We start from the raw sequence: 17,789 nt of genomic DNA on the forward strand, positions 1-17,789 counted from the left end.
GCCGCCGCCCCGGCCTGTCCCCAGGGCGGCGGCTCCGTACGCCGGGCACAGACATCGGGTGCGTAGTCAGGCCCGGGGCCGGTGACCGCGGATGGCGACCCGCCGGCCGTAGCGCTCATGGGGGTAGTAGTCCCATGTCGCATGGTGCTGGACACAGCGGTTGTCCCAGAACACCAGCGTGTTAGGCGCCCAGCGGACGCGGCAGTTCAGCAGCGGCGTACGGGCGACATGGTCGTGGAGCATGTCCAGCACCGCCTTGCTCTCGGCGCGCGAGAGCTGCGGGATGTGCGAGGTGTACGCGCCGTTGACGAACAGCAGCTTGCGGCCGGTCTCGGGGTGGCGGGCCACGACGGGGTGCTCGTTGACGGGGACCTCGTACTCCGGCGGCGGGGTCTGGCCCATCCAGGGGAGCAGACCGTCGTGGACGGCGGTCAGCGGGTCGAGGAAGGCACGCATGGCCGGGGACAGTATCTCGTAGGCCAGGTGCATGTTGGCGAACAGGGTGTCGCCGCCGCTTCCGGTGTCCGGCGTACGGAGGATGTGCAGCATCGAGCCGAGCGAGGGCTCGGCATCGGCGGTGCCGTCGGCGTGCCAGCCGTTGCCGGCCACCGCCCGTGACTCCTTGGTGGTCTTGATGTCCAGGACGAACGGGTCGGAGCCTTCGGGGGCCAGCGCGACCGGGTGCAGCTCGCCGAAATGGCGGGCGAAGCGCTTGTGGTCCTCGGCGGTGATCTTCTGGTCGCGGAAGACCAGCACATGGTGGGTCAGGAAAGCCCGCCGGACCTCGGCGACCTGCTCCTGCGTCAGCTCCTCGGCCAGGTCCAGGCCGGACACCTCGGCGCCGAGCAGCGGCGTCAGCGGGTCCACGGCGATGGTGTCGTAGACCTCCTTCGGCCTGGTGGTGATGCGCTCGATGGCGTCCAGCGCGTACTGGTCCATTCCGTCCTCCTGAAGTGATGTGGTGCCGGCCGTACGGGGCCGGTGGCCGGGCGCCGGTCGGCGGCGCCGCCGTGGTGGCCCTTCACAGCCCCCGTGCCAGCAGATCGGCCAGGATGATCCGGCCGAAGGCCAGGTTGCCGTGGATGGTGTCGTCGGCCTCGCACAGCTCGGGGCGCTGGAAGCCGTGCTCGTCGGTGACCCGGTCGCGCAGGTCGACGACCTCGACACCCAGCGCGCTCAGCGCGCGCCGGAAGGTCTCCTGTGCCGCCATGAAGACCAGGGGGTCGGACAGGCCCGGCACCCGCTGCGGCGGCATCACCGCCAGCACCCGCAGGCCCAGGCCCCGGGCGTGCCGGTAGAAGTCCAGCGCGCCGCGGAGCACGGCCAGGACCAGGTCCTCGAACAGCGCGCCGGCCAGGAAGCCGGGGACGAAGCCGCCGCCGGGCCGGCGGTAGAGGTCCCAGTTCTCGGTGGTGGCCACGAAGTGCGCGGCGAAACCGAAGGTCGACACCAGCGGGACGCCGGGCCGCGCCAGTTCGCCGAGCCCGCGGACGCCCAGCTCGTCCAGGAAACCGCGGTAGTACGTGTCCGCCTCCGGCTTGCGGAAGACCACGTCCTGTCCGTCCGGGTCGAAGAACTCGGCGGTGAACTCGCGCCCGGCGCCGACCGGCCCGCCGCAGAACGTGATGCCCGCCGCCTTCGCCGCCCGGCCGATGGGACCGGCGTGGGAGTCGCCCAGCAGCAGGAACCTGGCCGGGACCGGAGTACCGGCTGCCGCTGTCGTACTGACCGGTGCCGTGCTAACCGGCGTTGTAGTAGTCGAGGATGGCGTCTTCACACAAGGAGTCCTCTCCCTTGACGGGCGTGGTGGGCGTGGCGGCGGTACGGGCGGGCCGCGGCGCGGCGGCGGAGCGCCGGGCGAGCGCGGTGGTGAAGCGGCGCATGACGAAGGCGACGCCCTCCGGCGTGACCGTGCGCAGGTTCGGCCCGAAGAACACCGACTTGAAGGGGATGCCGGTGACGATCTCGTACGCGGGGAAATAGTCGATGTGGTCGTGCTCCTGGGCCAGTTGCCCGGCCACCGCGCGCAGTACGGACTTGGTGTAGGTGTTGGCCGTCAGCGCGTGGTCGCCGGTGGCGGTGGCCGTCAGCGGCTGCGGCGAGACGGTCAGGATCACCCGCAGCCCGGGGTTGGCGGTCCGCGCCAGCGCGATGGCCTGCGACAGGTCCTCGTACGCCGCCCCGAAGGTGAAGTTGCGCAGGACGTGCCGCCGGGCGTCGAAGGTGCCGCGTACGGTGCCGGGGCAGGCCGGGTAGACGTGCTGCGCTCCGTCCCGGTCCTGCCATGCCTCGGTCAGGCCCATGGTGAAGACCAGGCAGCCCGCCTCGGCGACGGCGGAGCGGATCGCGGCCAGGGTCGTGTGGCGCGCGGCCAGCATCTCCTCGGCCGAGCCGTACCCCTCCGGCTCGATGGCCGGGCGGAAGGGGTCGAAGTGGCGGCCGTCCTCGTACCAGGACTCCTCGGGCGGGACGCTGTGGCCCAGGGCCCAGGACAGCCACTGCCGCAGGACGGCGGGGGTGTAGATGTTGCCGGTACGGAAGGAGAACTCGCCGTAGTGCCGGGCCCGGCGCTCCTCCTCGGTCAGCCCCGGCGGAGCCGGCTCGGCGTCCCGCCAGTTCATGCCCGCTTCCAGAAGGGTGGTGCCGATGCGGGCCGCGAAGCACGACCCGGCGGTCAGGACCGGGTCGTCCTGCCCGATGGCGAACTTGGGCGTCCACAGGTCGTCGATGGTCTGCTCCAGCTCCGCCACGGCGGAGCGCCAGAAGGCGCGGGGCGGCATCGACTCGTAAGGATTCTTGGGGGAGTCGGTGTCCGTGCCCGCCGGGCCGTGGACCGGGCCGTGGGTGGTCCCGTGCGTCGTGTCGCGGGCCGGGCCGGGCGGGCGTGCGGGGGTGTCCTGGGCGGTGTCCAAGTCGATGTCTTCCTTGTCGGGGGAGGCGGGCGGACGGGCGGGCGTCGGCGGGGGAGAGGGGAAGGCGGCGGGCCGGTGAGGGGCGTCGGCGGGCACCGGAGGGGCCGGTGTCCCGTGGCGGCTCACGTGGCGTTGACGACGTCGGCGATCACCTGTACCTGCGGCATGCGGACGATGTCGTAGTGCGTGGTGCCGAGCCGGTGACAGGCCGTGGGCTCGGGCAGATACCCCTGCCACAGCCGCCGTTGAGCCTTTGGCGAGCCCAGTGACGGCAGGCCGTCCACCGGCCGGTCCGCCAGCCACAGGACGCTGGGGGTGGCGGTCAGCCGCGGCACCTCGTGATCGGCCATGCTGCTCAGATTGGCCCGGCAGCAGCGCACCAGCCGCTCGGCGTAGTTCCTGGCCTCCCGGCTCGCCGTCTTCCCCGCGCCGCCGCCCTGGCCCAGCTCGTGGGCGAAGACCGCCTGAAGTTCCCTCTCGTCGTACGCCCGCAGTCGCGGCCCGGCGTCCGGCGGCGGGGGATCCAGCAGGTAGAGCCCGTGTGCCGGATGGCCTGCCGCCTCGGCCTCGGCCGCCATCGCCTGTGCCACCCACGCGCCGAAGGACCAGCCGGCCAGCCACCGGCGCCACTCCTGGTGCGGGAAACGTTCCCGCAAGGCGGCGTGGTAGCGGCGGGCGCGCTCGGCCAGGGACCAGGAGGGCAGCTCGGGACGGCGCAGCGCCGGGTCGGCGATCAGACAGACGGTGAACCGCGGGTCCACAGCCGTCACCAGTGCCCGGTACGCCTGGATGTCCCCGCCGACCGGGTGGACCAGGCACAGCAGGTCCCGGCCGGTGCCTTCCTGCCACACCTCCAGGGCCACCGGGTTCTCCTCGGACGTGACGGTGGCCGGTGCGGTGGGCGCAACAGCGGCGGACGACCGCGCGTCCAGCCGCGCCAGTACGTCGGCCAGGCTGACCCGGTGGCTCAGCTCGGACAGCTCCAGGTCGACGCCGAAGGACTCCTTCACCTTGCCGAGCAGGTCGAGCATGGTGAGCGAGTCGGCGCCCTGGTCGTAGAGCGAGATGTCCGGATCGAGCGCGTCCAGCCCCAGCCATCGGCACAGCCAGTCGGTCAGTTCCGCGACCGCCGCGTCCCGCGCACCGGGAGACACCGAACCCGTCCCGGGTACGTCTCCCGGCGCGCCCTGTGTGAGGTCCCTCGACGCGTCTTCCCGTACGGCCTTCGGGACCGGGTCGCCCGCCGACGCCGGATCGGGCACCGCAGCGGCGTAGAATCCGCGCGCCTCCTCCAACGCCGTGGTGGACACCAGCAGTTGCGGCAGTTGCAGGCGCAGCGCCCGTTCGAAGATCCGCCGGCCCTCCTTCACCGCCAGGCCGACCGTCAGGTGCGCCTGGTGGCGGGCGTCGGTGCGCAGGGCGTGCCGCGCCATACCGGCCTCGCTCCAGATGTCCCAGTCGATGCCGATGCGCAGTGTGCCCCCGGTCTCCCCGTCCTCCCCGATGTCATGGGTCCCTCCGGTGTCATCGTTCTTCCCGGGCTCCTCGGCCCGGTAGCGGGCGAAGCCGTCCAGCAGGCCGTTGGCGGCGGCGTAGTCGAACTGGCCGATGCCACCGAACAGCGCCGCCATCGAGGAGCAGTAGGCCGCGAAGGCCGGCCGGTAACGCTCGATCAGCCGCTCGACCAGCAGCGCGCCGTGCAGCTTCGCCGCCGTGGCGGGCCGCATCGCGGCGGCGTCACGCCGGGTGATCAGCGCGCCGGCCGCCACGCCCGCGGCGTGCACCACGCCGTCGATCCGGCGGGTGCGCCGCCCGAGCCGGGCGAGCACCGCCTCGGGTGCTCCCTCCTCGCTCAGATCCGCCTCGATCAGTTCGACGCGGTCCGCCCACGGCGCCAGTTCCTCCGGCAGCCGCGGCCTACGGGCCAGCAGCATCACCCGGGAGTCCGCGGAGCGGGCCAGCAGCCAGGCCGCGATGCTGCCGCCGATGCCTCCGGTGCCCCCGAGGATCAGGTACGTGCCCGCCACGGCGGGCAGCGCGGTGGGGGCCGTCGGCGCGGGGGCGGGCACCGGCAGCAGCGCTGGCTGCCACCAGTAGCCCTGCCGCAGGGCCAGCCGTCGCGGCGCGCCCGCCGCGTCGTCCGCCTGTGCCAGCAAAGCGGCCAGCGCCGGTGCCCAGTCGGCCGGGTCACGGCCCGGCAGGTCCAGCCAGCGGCCGTCGACGGCACACTCCTGCGGTGCCACCTCGCAGGCTCCGGCCAACAGGCCCAGCTCCGGCCGCTGTACGGCCCCCTCGACGGGCTGCGCCAGGTGGGACAGCCACCACGGCCGCAGCCGCGGGGCGTGCGGCAGGCCGGTCACCGCCCGCAGCAGCGCGGCCGGGGTGTCCAGGCAGGCCCAGCGGGCGCGCGCGAGAGTCTGCGGCCCCACCGCGCCGTCGACCGCCAGCGGCAGCGCGTGCAGCCAGTCGATACCGGCCCGGCCCGCGTCGGCCAGCGCGTCGAACAGCTCCCGCAGCGAGCCGGTGTCGGCCGGGTCGACCTCGTAGCAATCCTCCGCGAGCCGGGCGAAGGCACCGGCCGCGCCGACCCGTACGACCCGCTCGTAAGCCGCCTCGAAGGGGCGCAGGACTTCGGGGGCAACGGCTCGGCCGTCATGATCACCAGCACTCCCGGGGCTCGGGAGGTGGCGGCCGGCGCGGCGCGGTGCAGCCGTACCCAGTGCGGCTGGTGCAGCCAGCCGTCCTCCGGCAGCCGCCGCGGCAGCTCCCGGGTGCCTGGCCCGGTGTCCTGCCCATGCCGGATGCCTGCCGGAGCCGCGATGCCTGTCGGGGCCGCGATGCCTGCCGGAGCCGCGATGCTCGTCGGGGCCGTGACCTGCGAAGGGGCGGGACGCGGGAAGTCGTGGTCGGTCAGTGCGAACGCCGGTGGCGGGAAGTCCCACGGCGCCTGCGCCGGCCCGGCCGGCCACCGGATGTCCCGGCCGGCCGCCCAGGCGGCGGCCAGTTCCCCGGCCGGGTGGTCCTCGGCGCGCCAGGACCCGCCGCTGCCCGACGGGACCCCCTCGCCCGGTGCCAGCTCGGCCCCGCCCGGTGCCACCTCGGTCCGCCCGGGCGTCACTTCCGCGCCGGACACCGTACGCAGCCAGGCCACCGCGGCGGCCGGACCGGCGCAGACCGCCGCCGCCCGCCACCGGTACGCGCTCCGGCCGGCCTGCACGTGGCGCAGCACGTCCCCGTACGCCTCGGGCCGGGCCTGAAGGTAGTCGGCGATACGGGCGGCGTCGGCCCGCAGCCCCGCCTCGCTGCTGCTGGAGAGCGTCAGGACGGGTACGGGGGCGGGTCTGGACACAGCCCCCGAGCGGGGCGCCGTCTCCTCGTACGCCTCAAGGACCAGGTGCGCGTTGGTGCCGCCGATGCCGAAGCTGCTCACCGCCGCCACCCGTGGCCGGCCGTCCGGCCAGGGCAGCGCCCGCGTCGGTATGGAGAACGGCACCAGGTCCGGTCCGATCCGCGGGTTGGCACGGCGGAAGCCGGCATTGGGCGGGATCAGACCGTGGTGGACCGCCAGCGTGGCCCGGATCAGACCGACCACGCCCGCGGCGGCGCCCAGGTGGCCGATCTGGCTCTTCACCGAGGTCAGCGCACAACCGCCGGGCTCCGTCAGGCCGAACGCCTGGCGCAGCGCGCCGACCTCGACCGGGTCACCGAGCTCGGTGCCGGTGCCGTGCGCCTCGACGTACCCCAGGTCGGCGGCGGTGCGGCCACTGCGGCGCAGCGCCGTACGGATCACCTCGCGCTGGCCGGCCAGGGAGGGCGCGCTGTAACTCATCTTGCCCGAGCCGTCGTTGTTGAGGGCCGAGCCGGTGATCACCGCGTACACGGTGTCGCCGTCCCGCCGTGCCAGCCGCAGCGGCTTGAGTACGACCACGCCGACGCCGCTGGCACCGATGGTGCCGCTGGAGTCGTCGCTGAACGGGCGGCAGTGGCCGTCCTTGGAGAAGATGTGTCCCGGCCGGTAGCGGTAGCCGCCGGTCAGCAGGGTGTCGACCAGTACGCCGCCGGCCAGCATCACCTCCGCGTCGCCCTGGCGCAGCATCCCGGCGGCCACGTGCACGGCCACCAGGGAACTCGCGCAGGCCGCCTGCACGGTGAAGGCCGGTCCCGACAGGTTCAGGTGGTAGGCCACCTTGGTGGCCAGGAAGTCCTTCTCGTGGTGGATGGCCATCTGGAAGCCGTCCGGCAGCAGTGCCGGGTCGGCCTCACGGAGCATGGACTGGAAATAGGTGTTCTCGCCGCAGCCGGCGACCAGTCCGATGCGCCGTCCCGCCGGGTCTGCGATTCCGGCATGGGCCAGCGCCTGTACGGAAGTCATCAACAGGTGGCGCTGCTGCGGGTCCATCAGCCGTGCCTCCTGGCGGCTGATGCCGAAGTGCGCCGGGTCGAAGGCGAGCAGCCCCGACATCTGGCTGCGGGCGCCCACCAGGCCGTTCTCGGCGTCGAAGTGCTCGATGCCGCGGCCCGCGGACTTCACCATCTCCCAGAAGGCGGCGAGGTCGTCGGCGCCGGGCAGCCGTACCGCCATGCCGACGACGGCGATCGGCTCGTCCGCCGCATCGGCCGCATCGGTTGTCTCTGCCGTACCGGTTGCCTCTGGCGCGTCGGCCGGGCGGGTGTCCTGCCGCACCCTCCCGGGCCGCCCGTCCTGTCCGTGCCGACCGTCCAGGAAGCCGGCCAGCCGTCGCACGGTGACGTGCTCGAACAGGTCCGGGATGGAGAACCGCAGGTCCGGCTCGGCCGTACAGCGCAGATGGAAGCGCATCAGGTCCAGGCTGGTGGCACCGGCGTCGAAGAAGCGCTGTTCGGGTCCGACGGGTATGCCGACCACCGTCTCGAACAACTCGGTGAGACGGGCCTCGCGTGCCGTCAGGGCCGGTGCGGCGGCCGGGCGCGGACGCAGCTCCGTACCCGGCGCGGTCAGTGCCCGGCGGCGGTCCAGCTTGCCGCTGGGCGTCAGCGGCAGCGCGTCGAGCCGGCGGTAGCGGTCGATCCGTACGTAGGGCGGCAGCAGCGGTGCGAGGTGACGCGTCAGGTCCTCCACCGTCGGCGTCGGGTCCCCCGCCGTCGGCGTCAGGTCCTTTGCGACCGGTCCGGGGGCCTCCGCGGTCGGCTCCGGGTCCGCCGGCGCCGTACGGAACTGGAGACAGGCGGCCAGCCGCTCGCCGTCCCGTACCACCACCGCGTTGCGGACCTCCGGGTGCCGCAGCAGCGCCGCCTCGACCTGTCCCAGCTCCAGCCGGTGACCGCTCAGCTTGATCTGCTGGTCCTCGCGGCCCAGATAGTGCAGCAGCCTCTCCCGGTCGAACCGGGCCCGGTCGCCGCTGCGGTAGAAGACGCCGAGGCCGGGCAGTTCGACGAAGCGGGAGCGGTTGAGTCCGGTGTCGCCCAGGTAGCAGGGCCAGGCCATCACTCCGCCGATCAGCAGATGTCCGGGGCAGCCCGGCGGGACCGGCTCGTCGGCCTCGTCCACCACCCGCAGCCAGGCGCCCGCGACCGGCCTGCCGATGGCCGGCCGGGCCGGCCAGTGTGCCGGGTCGCCGTCCAGGCACAGGCTGCTGACCACATGGGTCTCGGTCGGACCGTAGTGGTTGAACAGGCGCGCGCCGGCCAGCCCGGCGAACCAGCGGCGGATGGCGTCGGTGCACAGCAGTTGCTCGCCCGCGGTGACCACCTCGCGCAGCCGCGAGGGGTAGCGGCCCAGCCGGACCCCGTGCTCGGCCAGGAGTTGCAGCGCCACGTACGGGAGGTGCAGCCGCTCGATGCCCGCCGTTTCGAGCTGCTCCAGCAGCGCCGGGACGTCCTGCCGCCAGGCCGGCCGTACGAGGTGGAGGCAGCCGCCGCCGCACAGCGTGCCGAAGATCTCCTGGAAGGAGACGTCGAAGGACAGCATGGAGAACTGCTGGGTGACGGCGCCGCCCGCCGGGCCGTCCGCGTCGTTCTGCCACTGCAGCAGGTTGCACAGGGTGCGGTCGGGGACCTGCACGCCCTTGGGTGTGCCGGTGGAGCCGGAGGTGAACAGCGTGTAGAGGGGCCGCCGCCCGTCCGACGCGGTGGTGTCGTACGGCACCTCACCGGGCGCGTCCTCGTACGGTGGCGGGTCCGGTACGGCGGTGACGTCCTTCAGTGTGACCGGGTGCCGGGGCAGGCCGCTCGGGGCGATCGCGTCGAGTGCCGCGGCGCCGTCCGGCGGCATCAGCACACAGAGCGGTTCCACCTGCTCCAGGATCTGCCGCAGCAGCGCGGGCGGGTAGGACGGGTCGAGCGGCACGATGGTGATGCCCAGCCTGGCCAGCGCCAGCAGCGAGACCACGTGCTCGACGGAGGGCTCGAAGTGGAGCGCGACACTGCGCGGCCCAGAGGTGGTACGGGAGCCGGTACGGGAGTTCGCAGGGGAGTCCGCGCGCGAGCTCGTACGGGAGTCCGTGCCCGAAGCCGTACGTTCCTCCTGCGGCGCGAGCGGATGGCGCTCGCGCAGTTCGGCGGCGAGCGCGGCGGCGTGCGCGTCGAGTTCGGCGTAGCTCAGACGGCGGCCGTCGGGAGCCACCAGCGCCGGGGCGCCGGGGGTCAGCCGGACCTGGCGGGCGAATCCCTCGGCCACGGTGGTGAAGGCCGGGCGCACCGGAGCGCCCCGCCCGGCCTCGGGCAGACCGCGCCGGTAGGGGGCCGCCAGCTCGGCCAGGGTGATCGCACCGCCCTCGGCGAGGCTGTCCAGCCCCCGCCGGAACAGGTCGGCCATCGCCTCCACCTCGGCACCGTCGAAGTACCCGTCGGCGTACTCCCACAGGCAGTCCACACCGTCCCCGTGCTCGACCACGGACAGCGTCAGCGGGCACTTGGCGTCGGCCGGTACGGTCCACCGCGGCCGGGCAGCACAGCCCGGCAGCGCCAGCGCGCCGAAATCGGTGTTCTCCAGGACGAACATGAAGTCGAACGGCGGGTCGTCGGTACGGGACTCCTGACCGGCGTCGGCCAGCACATCGGCCAGCGCCACGTCCTGCCGGTCCAGCACCGCCTGGACGGCGGCGCCCTGCCGCAGCAGTTGCGCCCGCAGCTCCTCGCGCGGCGCCAGGTCCAGCGGCAGCAGCACGGTGTTGGCGAACATACCGACACTGGACTCGAACTCCTGCACGGGGCGGTTGGCCACCGGGCCCGCGATCCGCGGCAGGGTGCGCCCGGTCACGCCGTACAGACTCCACGCGAACACGCCCAGCAGCACCTGGAAGCGGGTGAGCCCCAGTTCGGCGCCCAGCTTGTCGAGCGCGGCGCGACGGCCCGGGTCGAGCCAGGCGTGCAGCAGCCGGCCGGCCTGGCTGCCGCTCCCGGGGCGCACCGGCTCCAGCGGCGCCGCCGCCTTCGGCAGACCGCTGTAGTGGTCGCGCAGCGCGGCGCGCTGGGAGCGGTAGGCGTCCCGGCCGAACCACTCGGTCTGCCAGGCGGCGTAGTCCAGGGGGGTGGGGACGGCGGCCGTCTCCTCGGGAGCCCGGCTTTCCTCCCCGTCGAGCGCGGACGCGTAGCCGGCCGACAGTTCACGGAACAGGACGTTGAGCGACCAGCCGTCGACGGCGATGTGGTGCAGGCGCAGCAGCAGTACCCCGCCGCCCTCGCGCGGCAGCCAGCACGCCTCGAACAGGCGCGGCTCGGCCAGGTCGAAGGGGGCGGCGAAGAGGCGGTCGGCGAAGGCGCGCCAGTCCGCCTCCTGGGCCTCCGGGAGCTCTGGAGCCTCCGGGGGCCTACCGGTGTCGCGTCGGCGCTTCGGATCCATGTCGGTGCCGATGCCGGCGTCGGCGTCGGCCTTCCGGTGTCCCCGGTCCGTACCGGCGCCGGGCTCCAGCCATGGGTCGTACGGCTCGCCCACCACCTGCCGCAGGCCCTCGGGCGTGGCCCGGAAGGCGGTCCGCAGCGCCGGGTGACGGGCCACCAGCCGCCGCAGCGCCTGCCGCAGCGCGGCGGCGTCGACCGTGCCGTCCAGCCGGAAGGACAGCCCCACGTGGTACGCGGTGGAGCGCGGGTCCCGCTGCTGGAGGAGCCACAGCCGCTGCTGTTCGGAGGTGGCCGGCGCGGAGCGGGCCCCGGTCGGGGCGGCCGGCACCGGGTAGGGCGAGTCCGGCGCGGACCTGCCCTCGGCGATCGCGGCGGCCAGTTGGGCGAAGTCGCCTCGCAGGACCCGCGCCTGCGGCAGCTCGCAGCCCCAGCGCCGGCGCACCTCGAAACGCAGCCGCAGGGCCTTGAGCGAGTCGCCGCCGCAGGAGATCCAGCGGTCGTCCGGCCGCAGACCCGGTACGCCCAGCACCTCGCCCGCCAGGTCCAGCACCTCGCGCTCCCAGGCGGTGGCGGCCGACTCCCCGGCCCGCTCCCGCCGCCAGGGCCGGTCCGCACGCTCCAGCAGCGCCGCCCGGTCGACCTTGCCGTTGGCGGTGAGCGGCAGTTCCTCCACCAGGTAGACGTGGTGCGGCCTCATGTACGACGGCAGGCCGGCCGCCAGGTGGCGGTCGAAGTCCTCGTACGACAGGTCCGCGGCCGGCACCACATAGGCCAGCAGCTCCTCCGCCGCGTCCGCCGCGTCCCGGCGGGTGCAGACGTAGGCCTGTCGCACCGCCGGGTGGGCGAGGATCTGCCGCTCCAGCTCGCCCGGTTCGATGCGGAATCCCCGGACCTTGACCTGCCGGTCGGCGCGTCCGACGTAGCTGATCAGTCCGGTGGCGTCCTGGCGTACGAGGTCACCGGTGCGGTAGTACCGCTCGCGCCCGCCGTCGAGCCAGGGGAGGGATACGAAGCGGCGCCCGGTCTCCTCCGGCAGATTGCGGTACCCGGCCGCCAGCCCCTCGCCGGACAGCAGGAGTTCGGCCACCTCGCCGGGCCGGGCCGGCCGCCTGCCGTCGGCCACCAGCAGTGCCCCGGTGCCCGGCAGGGCCCGCCCGATCGGGATCACGTCCCCGTCGAAGTCGCGCGGGACGGGGTGGCACAGGGCGAAAGTGGTGCACTCGGTGGGGCCGTAGACGTTGTGGAGCCGGGTGGGGGCGTCGGCGTTGTGGCGGTACCAGCGGCGGATCAGCCGGGCGTTGAGCTGTTCGCCGCCCACCAGGACCTGGCCGATGCCGGAGAAGCAGTCCGCCACCTTGTCGACCACCGCGTTGAACAGCGCCACCGTGATGAACAGGGTGTCCACGCGCTCCCGCCGCAGCGCCGCCGCCAGCAGGTGGGGCGTCTGCACCTCCTCGTCCCCGAAAATCACACAGCAGCCGCCGGTCAGCAGCGGCACCCAGACCTCGAAGCTCAGGGCGTCGAACGCAGGGTTGGACAGGCATGCGAAGCGGGTGGAGCGCGCCAGGTCGAGATAGCCGGGGCCGGAGCGGGCCAGACGCAGGATGCCGGCGTCGTTGACCTCGACACCCTTGGGCCGGCCGGTGGAGCCCGAGGTGAAGAAGACGAAGGAGACGGGCGGGGCGTCGTACGGGGGCAGCGGCTCGTCATCGGCGGCCGGACCGGTGGCTTCGCAGGTCGCGGGCTCTTCGAGCAGGGACGCCACCGACAGGGGCCGTACGGTGCCGGGAAGGCCGTCGGGCGCGTCGGCCGGCGCCGCCCCGCCGTGGATCAGCGTCGTACTGCCCGAGTCCGTCAGGATGTGCCGGCGCCGCTCGGGCGGGCTCTGGCCGTCCAGCGGGACGACCACCGCGCCCAGCCGCAGGATGCCGAGCATGGCGCAGACCAGTTGCCAGGAACGCGGCAGGCAGACCGCCACCGCCTGGCCGGGCCGTACGCCGTGCCGGCGCAGGGCGCGGGCGACGGCGGCACCGGCGGCGTCCAGGGCGGCGTAGTCCAGGCTGTGGTCGCCGTCCACGACCGCGACGGCGTCCGGGGTACGGCGGGCCTGCTCCTGCACCCGACGGGCCAGGCCGGTGGCCGACGGGCCGGCCGGGAGGTTCGGTTCGCGTGAACCGTGCGTTCCGCTGTGCATCATTTCTCCTGCGCCTGAGCCGGCCCGGACACCTCTCCGGCGGATGCCGGTGGGCCGGGGTCCGGGAAGCGGGCCAGCTCGGAGGCGATCCGCGCGGCCACCCGCGGTACCTCGGCGGACTCCAGCACCTCCCAGTGGTCGCAGTGCAGCGGTTCGACCAGGAAGTCACCGTCGGCGCGGCGGCGCCAGAAGTCCCGTACGCCCCGCAGGAAGGGCGTGTCCTGCCCGTCCTCGACGGCCTGCATCAGGACCAGCCGGGCGGGGGAGGGCGGCGGGAGGTAGTCGCGGGCGGTCAGCCGGTTGTGGTTGTAGATGCGGAAGTACCGGTCGATCTGCGCATCGTCGATGCCCGGGTACATGCCGTTGAACTTGACGAGCTTGTCGCGGAACTCGGCCATCTCCACCGGCGCCACCGCGGCGCGCTCGGCCGGGTCGTCACTGCCCTGGGTGTCCAGCAGCACCACGCTCACCTTGCGGTGTCCCGCCCGTGCCAGCCGGCGTCCCATCTCGTGGGCGATCAGGCCGCCGTAGGAGAGTCCGGTGAGGACCAGCGGTCCGGCGTCCGGCAGCGGTTCGATCAGCCGCAGATAGGCGTCGGCCATTGCCTCGACCGTGGGCAGGAACGTTTCATCCGGGTTCACCCCGGGCGACTGGACGCCGTACACCCCGCAGTCGTCCGGGAGCGCCTTGGCCAGCGGCAGATAGCAGAAGGCGGTGCCGCCCGCCGGGTGGACACAGACCACCCGCCGCCGGCCGTCACCCTCGCGGAACGCGATGAGATTGCTGTCCGGGCCCCGCGCGGCGCTCCGCGGGCCCTTCGAGGCGTGCCCCTGTCCCTTCGCCGCGCCCTGCCGCAGCAGACCGCCCAGCGCCTCGATCGTCGGGTGCAGCAAGATGTCGCGGATCTGCAGGTTCTGCCCGAACTCCGCACGGACGGCGTGCGCCAGCTTGATGGCGGAGATCGAGCTGCCGCCGATGTCGAAGAAGCTGTCCCGGACGCCGATCCCGGTCCGCACCAGCAGCCGCTGCCAGATCTGGTAGAGCGCCAGCTCGATGTGATCGCGTGGACTGGCCAGATTGACCTGTACGGGGCTCTCCTCGCGGGCCCGCTCCAGCAGCGCCGCGTGGTCGAGCTTGCCGTTGGGGGTCCGCGGCAGCCGCGGCAGTTCGACGAAGAGCGCGGGAATCATGTACCCCGGCAGCCGCCGGGACAGCGCGGCCCGCCATTCCTCCGGCAGCCGTGGCGCCGCCTCCGCACGGCCCACGGCGGCCACCAGTCGCGGCTCGCCGGTGCCGCCGGTGTCGGCCAGCACCGCCGCCTCGTGGACCCCGGGCTCGGCGAGCAGCGCCGCCTCGATCTCGCCCGGCTCGATGCGGAACCCGCGCAGCTTGAGCTGCTGGTCCCGGCGGCCGACGTACTCGGCATTGCCGTCGGGCAGCAGGCGGGCCAGGTCGCCCGTACGGTACATCCGCTCGCCGGGGACGAAGGGGTCGGGCACGAAGCGCTCGGCGGTCAGGTCCGGCCGCCCCAGATAGCCGCGGGCCAGGCCCGCGCCGCCTATGAAGACCTCACCGGCCACGCCGACCGGGACCGGTTCGAGCCGGTCGTCCAGCAGATAGACACGGGTGTTGGCCAGCGGCCGGCCGATCGGTGCCCTGCGGGGCAGCGGGCGCGGGCCGAGGTAGGCGGTGCTGTAGACGGTCGCCTCGGTCGGTCCGTAGCCGTTGAGCACGCGCAGACCCGGCAGGTGGTGCTGCATACGGTGCAGGGCCTGCTCCGGGATGGGCTCCACCCCCGTCAGCAACTGCCGCAGGGACAGCCCGGCCAGGCGCTCCGCGGGCGCCTCGTCGATCCACTTGACGAAGGCCGGGGGCAGGAACGCGTGGACCACGCGGTGGGTGCGCAGCCAGTCCATCAGCGCGTCGGGGTCGGCGCGCAGGTCCTCCGGCACCAGGTGCAGGACGCCGCCGGTGGTCAGCGGCAGCCAGATCTCCTGCACCGAACAGTCGAAGCCGATGCCCGACCAGAGCGCCATCGCCTCACCGGGTGCGGCGTCGAACCGCGTCAGCCAGTGGTCGAGCAGATTGACGACGCTGCCGCGGGGGACCGCGACGCCTTTGGGGCGTCCTGTCGAGCCCGAGGTGTGGATGACGTACGCCAGGCCGTCCGGGTGAACGGCGACGCCGGGCGCGTCCTCGCTGGTTCCCCCGGCCTCGACCGCGGTCAGCGACTGCCAGCCGTTGGGCGGTACGGCGGCGTCGCTCAGCACCAGGGCGGGGGCCGCGCCCTTCACCATGCCGGCCAGCCACTCCCGGGGCAGTGCGGGGTCCAGCGGCAGATAGCCGGCGCCGGCCTTGAGGATGCCCAGGATGCCCACCACGAGCGCCGCCGTACGTCCGGTGTGCAGGCCGACCACCTGGTCGGGCCGTACGCCGCGGGAGATCAGGGCGTGGGCCAGCCGGTTGGCGCGCCGCTCCAGCGTGGCGTAGTCCAGCCGTTCGCCCTCGCACACCACGGCCGGCTGTGCGGGGCGCTGCCGTGCCTGGGCCTCGAAGCGCTCGATGAGACCGAGGGGCATGGGCTCCTCGGGACTGCCGGCTGCGGTTCCGGCTCCGGCTCCGGCTCCGGATTCGACTCCGCTTCCGGTTCCGCTTCCGGTGCCCGCGACGGCCCGGTGACCGGTGTCGTTCCACTCCACCAGCACCTGCCGCCGCTCCCGCTCGTCGAGCAGGGTGAGGGCGCCCGCCGCCGCGTCGGGGTCCTGGGCCATCTGCTTCAGCACCCGCCGCAGATAGCGGCCGTACCGCTCGGTCGTGGCGGCGTCGAAGAGCGCCTCGGCGTAATCCAGCCCGCCGGTGATACGGCCGTCCTCCTCCGCCAGGGACAGCGTCAGGTCGAACTTGGCCGCGCGGTAAGGGGAATCCAGGGGTGTCACCTTGATTCCCGGCAGCTCCAATACGCCCTCTTCACTGTTCTGCCAGGCGAACATCGTCTGGAACAGCGGCGTACGGGCCGGGCTGCGGGCCGGGTTGACCAGTTCCACCACCTGCTCGAACGGCAGGTCCTGGTGTTCCAGGGCCGAAAGGGTGGCGCCGCGCACCCGCTTGAGCAATTCGGCCACCGTCGGCTTGCCGGAAAGGTCGATCGGGAGTGCCAGGGCGTTGACGAAGAACCCGATCAGTCCTTCGAGTTCGGCGCGGCGGCGATTGGCCGTGGGCGTACCGATGACCACGCTCTCCTGGCCGGACAGCCGGGAAAGTACGAGTGCCCAGCCGGTCAGCACCGTCATGAACAGCGTGCTGCCGTGGCGTCGGCTCAGCGATTTGAGTGCGGTGGTCAATTCCGTGCCGAATTCCAGCCGTAGCCGGCCGCCGCGGTAGTCCTGTTCGGCCGGCCGGGGGCGGTCGGTGGGAAGTTCCAGTGACGCGGGGGCGTGCGCCAGAGCTTTTCTCCAGTAATCGGCCTGCTTGGCCAGAGCGCCCCGCGACAGCCGTTCCCGTTGCCAGGCGGCATAGTCGGCGTACTGCACCGGCAACGGCGGCAGCGGATTGCCCGAGCCCTGAAGCAAAGCGGTGTAAAGCGCACCGAGTTCACGTGTCAGCACGCCCATGGACCAGCCGTCCGACGCGATGTGGTGCAGCGTCAGCAGCAGGACGTGGTCGTCCTCGGCGAGCGTGATCAGCAGGCCGCGCGCCGGCGGGTCCTGGGCCAGGTCGAACGGCGCGGTGGCCGCCTGCTCCCGCAACTCACGGAGCCGGCTTTCCGCGTCGGGCCGGCCGGTCAGGTCCTCGGTCCGCAGGGCGAATCCCGTACCGGGAGGGCCGATCCGCTGCACGGGCTCGCCCGCGACGACGGCCAGGCGGGTGCGCAGCACCTCATGGCGGTCGACCAGCGCGTCCAGGGAACGGGCCAGCACCGTGCGGTCCAACGGGCCGCGCAGCCGGAACGCCTGGGGCATGTGGTACGCCTGGCTCGCTCCCCGCATCTGCGCCAGGAACCACAGCCGCTGCTGGGCGAAGGACAGCGCCAGGGGCGCCGTACGGTCCGTCAGCGGTTCGATGGCGGTCTGTTTCCGCGTTGCCCGGGGGTGTGCGGGAGGGGATGCGCGGAACGGGTGATTCGCCGTCAAGGCCAGCTCTTTTTCTGTGCGGGAGGCTCATGCCTGCCGACGGCTGATGGTGATCAGCTTTTCCGGGCGGCCGAGCCTGTTCCGTAACGGACTGAGGAGTGGTGATCAGCTAAGGAGTTTCGATCGATGCACCGGCGGTACGGAAGCGCCTGACGCGGGCGCGTATCCGCCGATGGCCGATGCCATGCCGATGGTGCGGACCGGCTTGGCGACTTCCGTCTTCCGTCGCCGCGACGGAATTCCGGCTCGGTAAAGCGTGCGTGAGGGCGGGGTGGTGCCCATTGTCCCGACGGCGGCCGTCGTCCACGGCCGCGGGTCGCCTCAAGTGCCCATGACGCGCACTCACTTTCCGAGCCACCGGGGGCAGCCCCTTGGACACGGCGCCCGAATGGGGCGCTGTGGTGACTTTGTCACCCAGGCGATGATCGAACAAGGTTGCGGAGTGTGTCAATGGTCCGTTACCGGTGGGGCCGGTGGGTGATCGGCGCCGAAGGCGAGAAGCCGGAAGGGACGCAAGGAGAGAGCGGGAAGGGGCCAAGGCGAGGTTAGGGAGGGGTGGAGAGGATTCAGGAAGCCGACAGGAGGAGAAGCCGACAAGGAGTCCAGGAGATCGACAAAAAGCGATGAGAGCCGATCAGAAAGTTGCATACGGCAGCAGGGTTGAGGCAGATTGACGTCGCTCCATCGGCGCCGGGGCGACCGGCAACCGGAAGCCGCAGCGCCCGAGGAGACCCC

At 73.1% G+C, this 17,789-nt stretch carries 4 protein-coding genes and 1 pseudogene; all 5 read right to left on the reverse strand.

What is annotated here, in order from left to right:
- Nucleotides 1-66: 66 nt before the first annotated feature.
- Nucleotides 67-939 carry a TauD/TfdA family dioxygenase gene (locus KGS77_RS32420; RefSeq protein ID WP_242586837.1) on the reverse strand — a complete coding sequence of 291 codons (873 nt, stop codon included), beginning with the start codon at nt 937-939 and terminating at the stop codon, nt 67-69.
- 82 nt (nt 940-1,021) lie between these two features.
- Complete coding sequence (locus KGS77_RS32425) at nt 1,022-1,777, reverse strand: hypothetical protein (RefSeq protein ID WP_242586839.1); 756 nt, start codon at nt 1,775-1,777, stop codon at nt 1,022-1,024.
- Entirely contained in the window at nt 1,740-2,780 is a 1,041-nt protein-coding gene (locus KGS77_RS32430) for a GSCFA domain-containing protein (protein WP_242587817.1), read from the reverse strand. The genes KGS77_RS32425 and KGS77_RS32430 overlap by 38 nt, the downstream gene beginning before the upstream one ends.
- A gap of 254 nt (nt 2,781-3,034) precedes the next feature.
- Nucleotides 3,035-12,924, reverse strand: a pseudogene (locus tag KGS77_RS32435) (amino acid adenylation domain-containing protein).
- Nucleotides 12,924-17,054: an amino acid adenylation domain-containing protein gene (locus KGS77_RS32440; protein WP_277994295.1), complete on the reverse strand. Its 4,131-nt coding sequence runs from the start codon at nt 17,052-17,054 to the stop codon at nt 12,924-12,926. Before KGS77_RS32440 ends, KGS77_RS32435 begins: the two are co-directional and overlap by 1 nt.
- Nucleotides 17,055-17,789 lie beyond the last annotated feature (735 nt).

This window comes from Streptomyces sp. MST-110588, assembly GCF_022695595.1.
Taxonomy (GTDB): domain Bacteria; phylum Actinomycetota; class Actinomycetes; order Streptomycetales; family Streptomycetaceae; genus Streptomyces.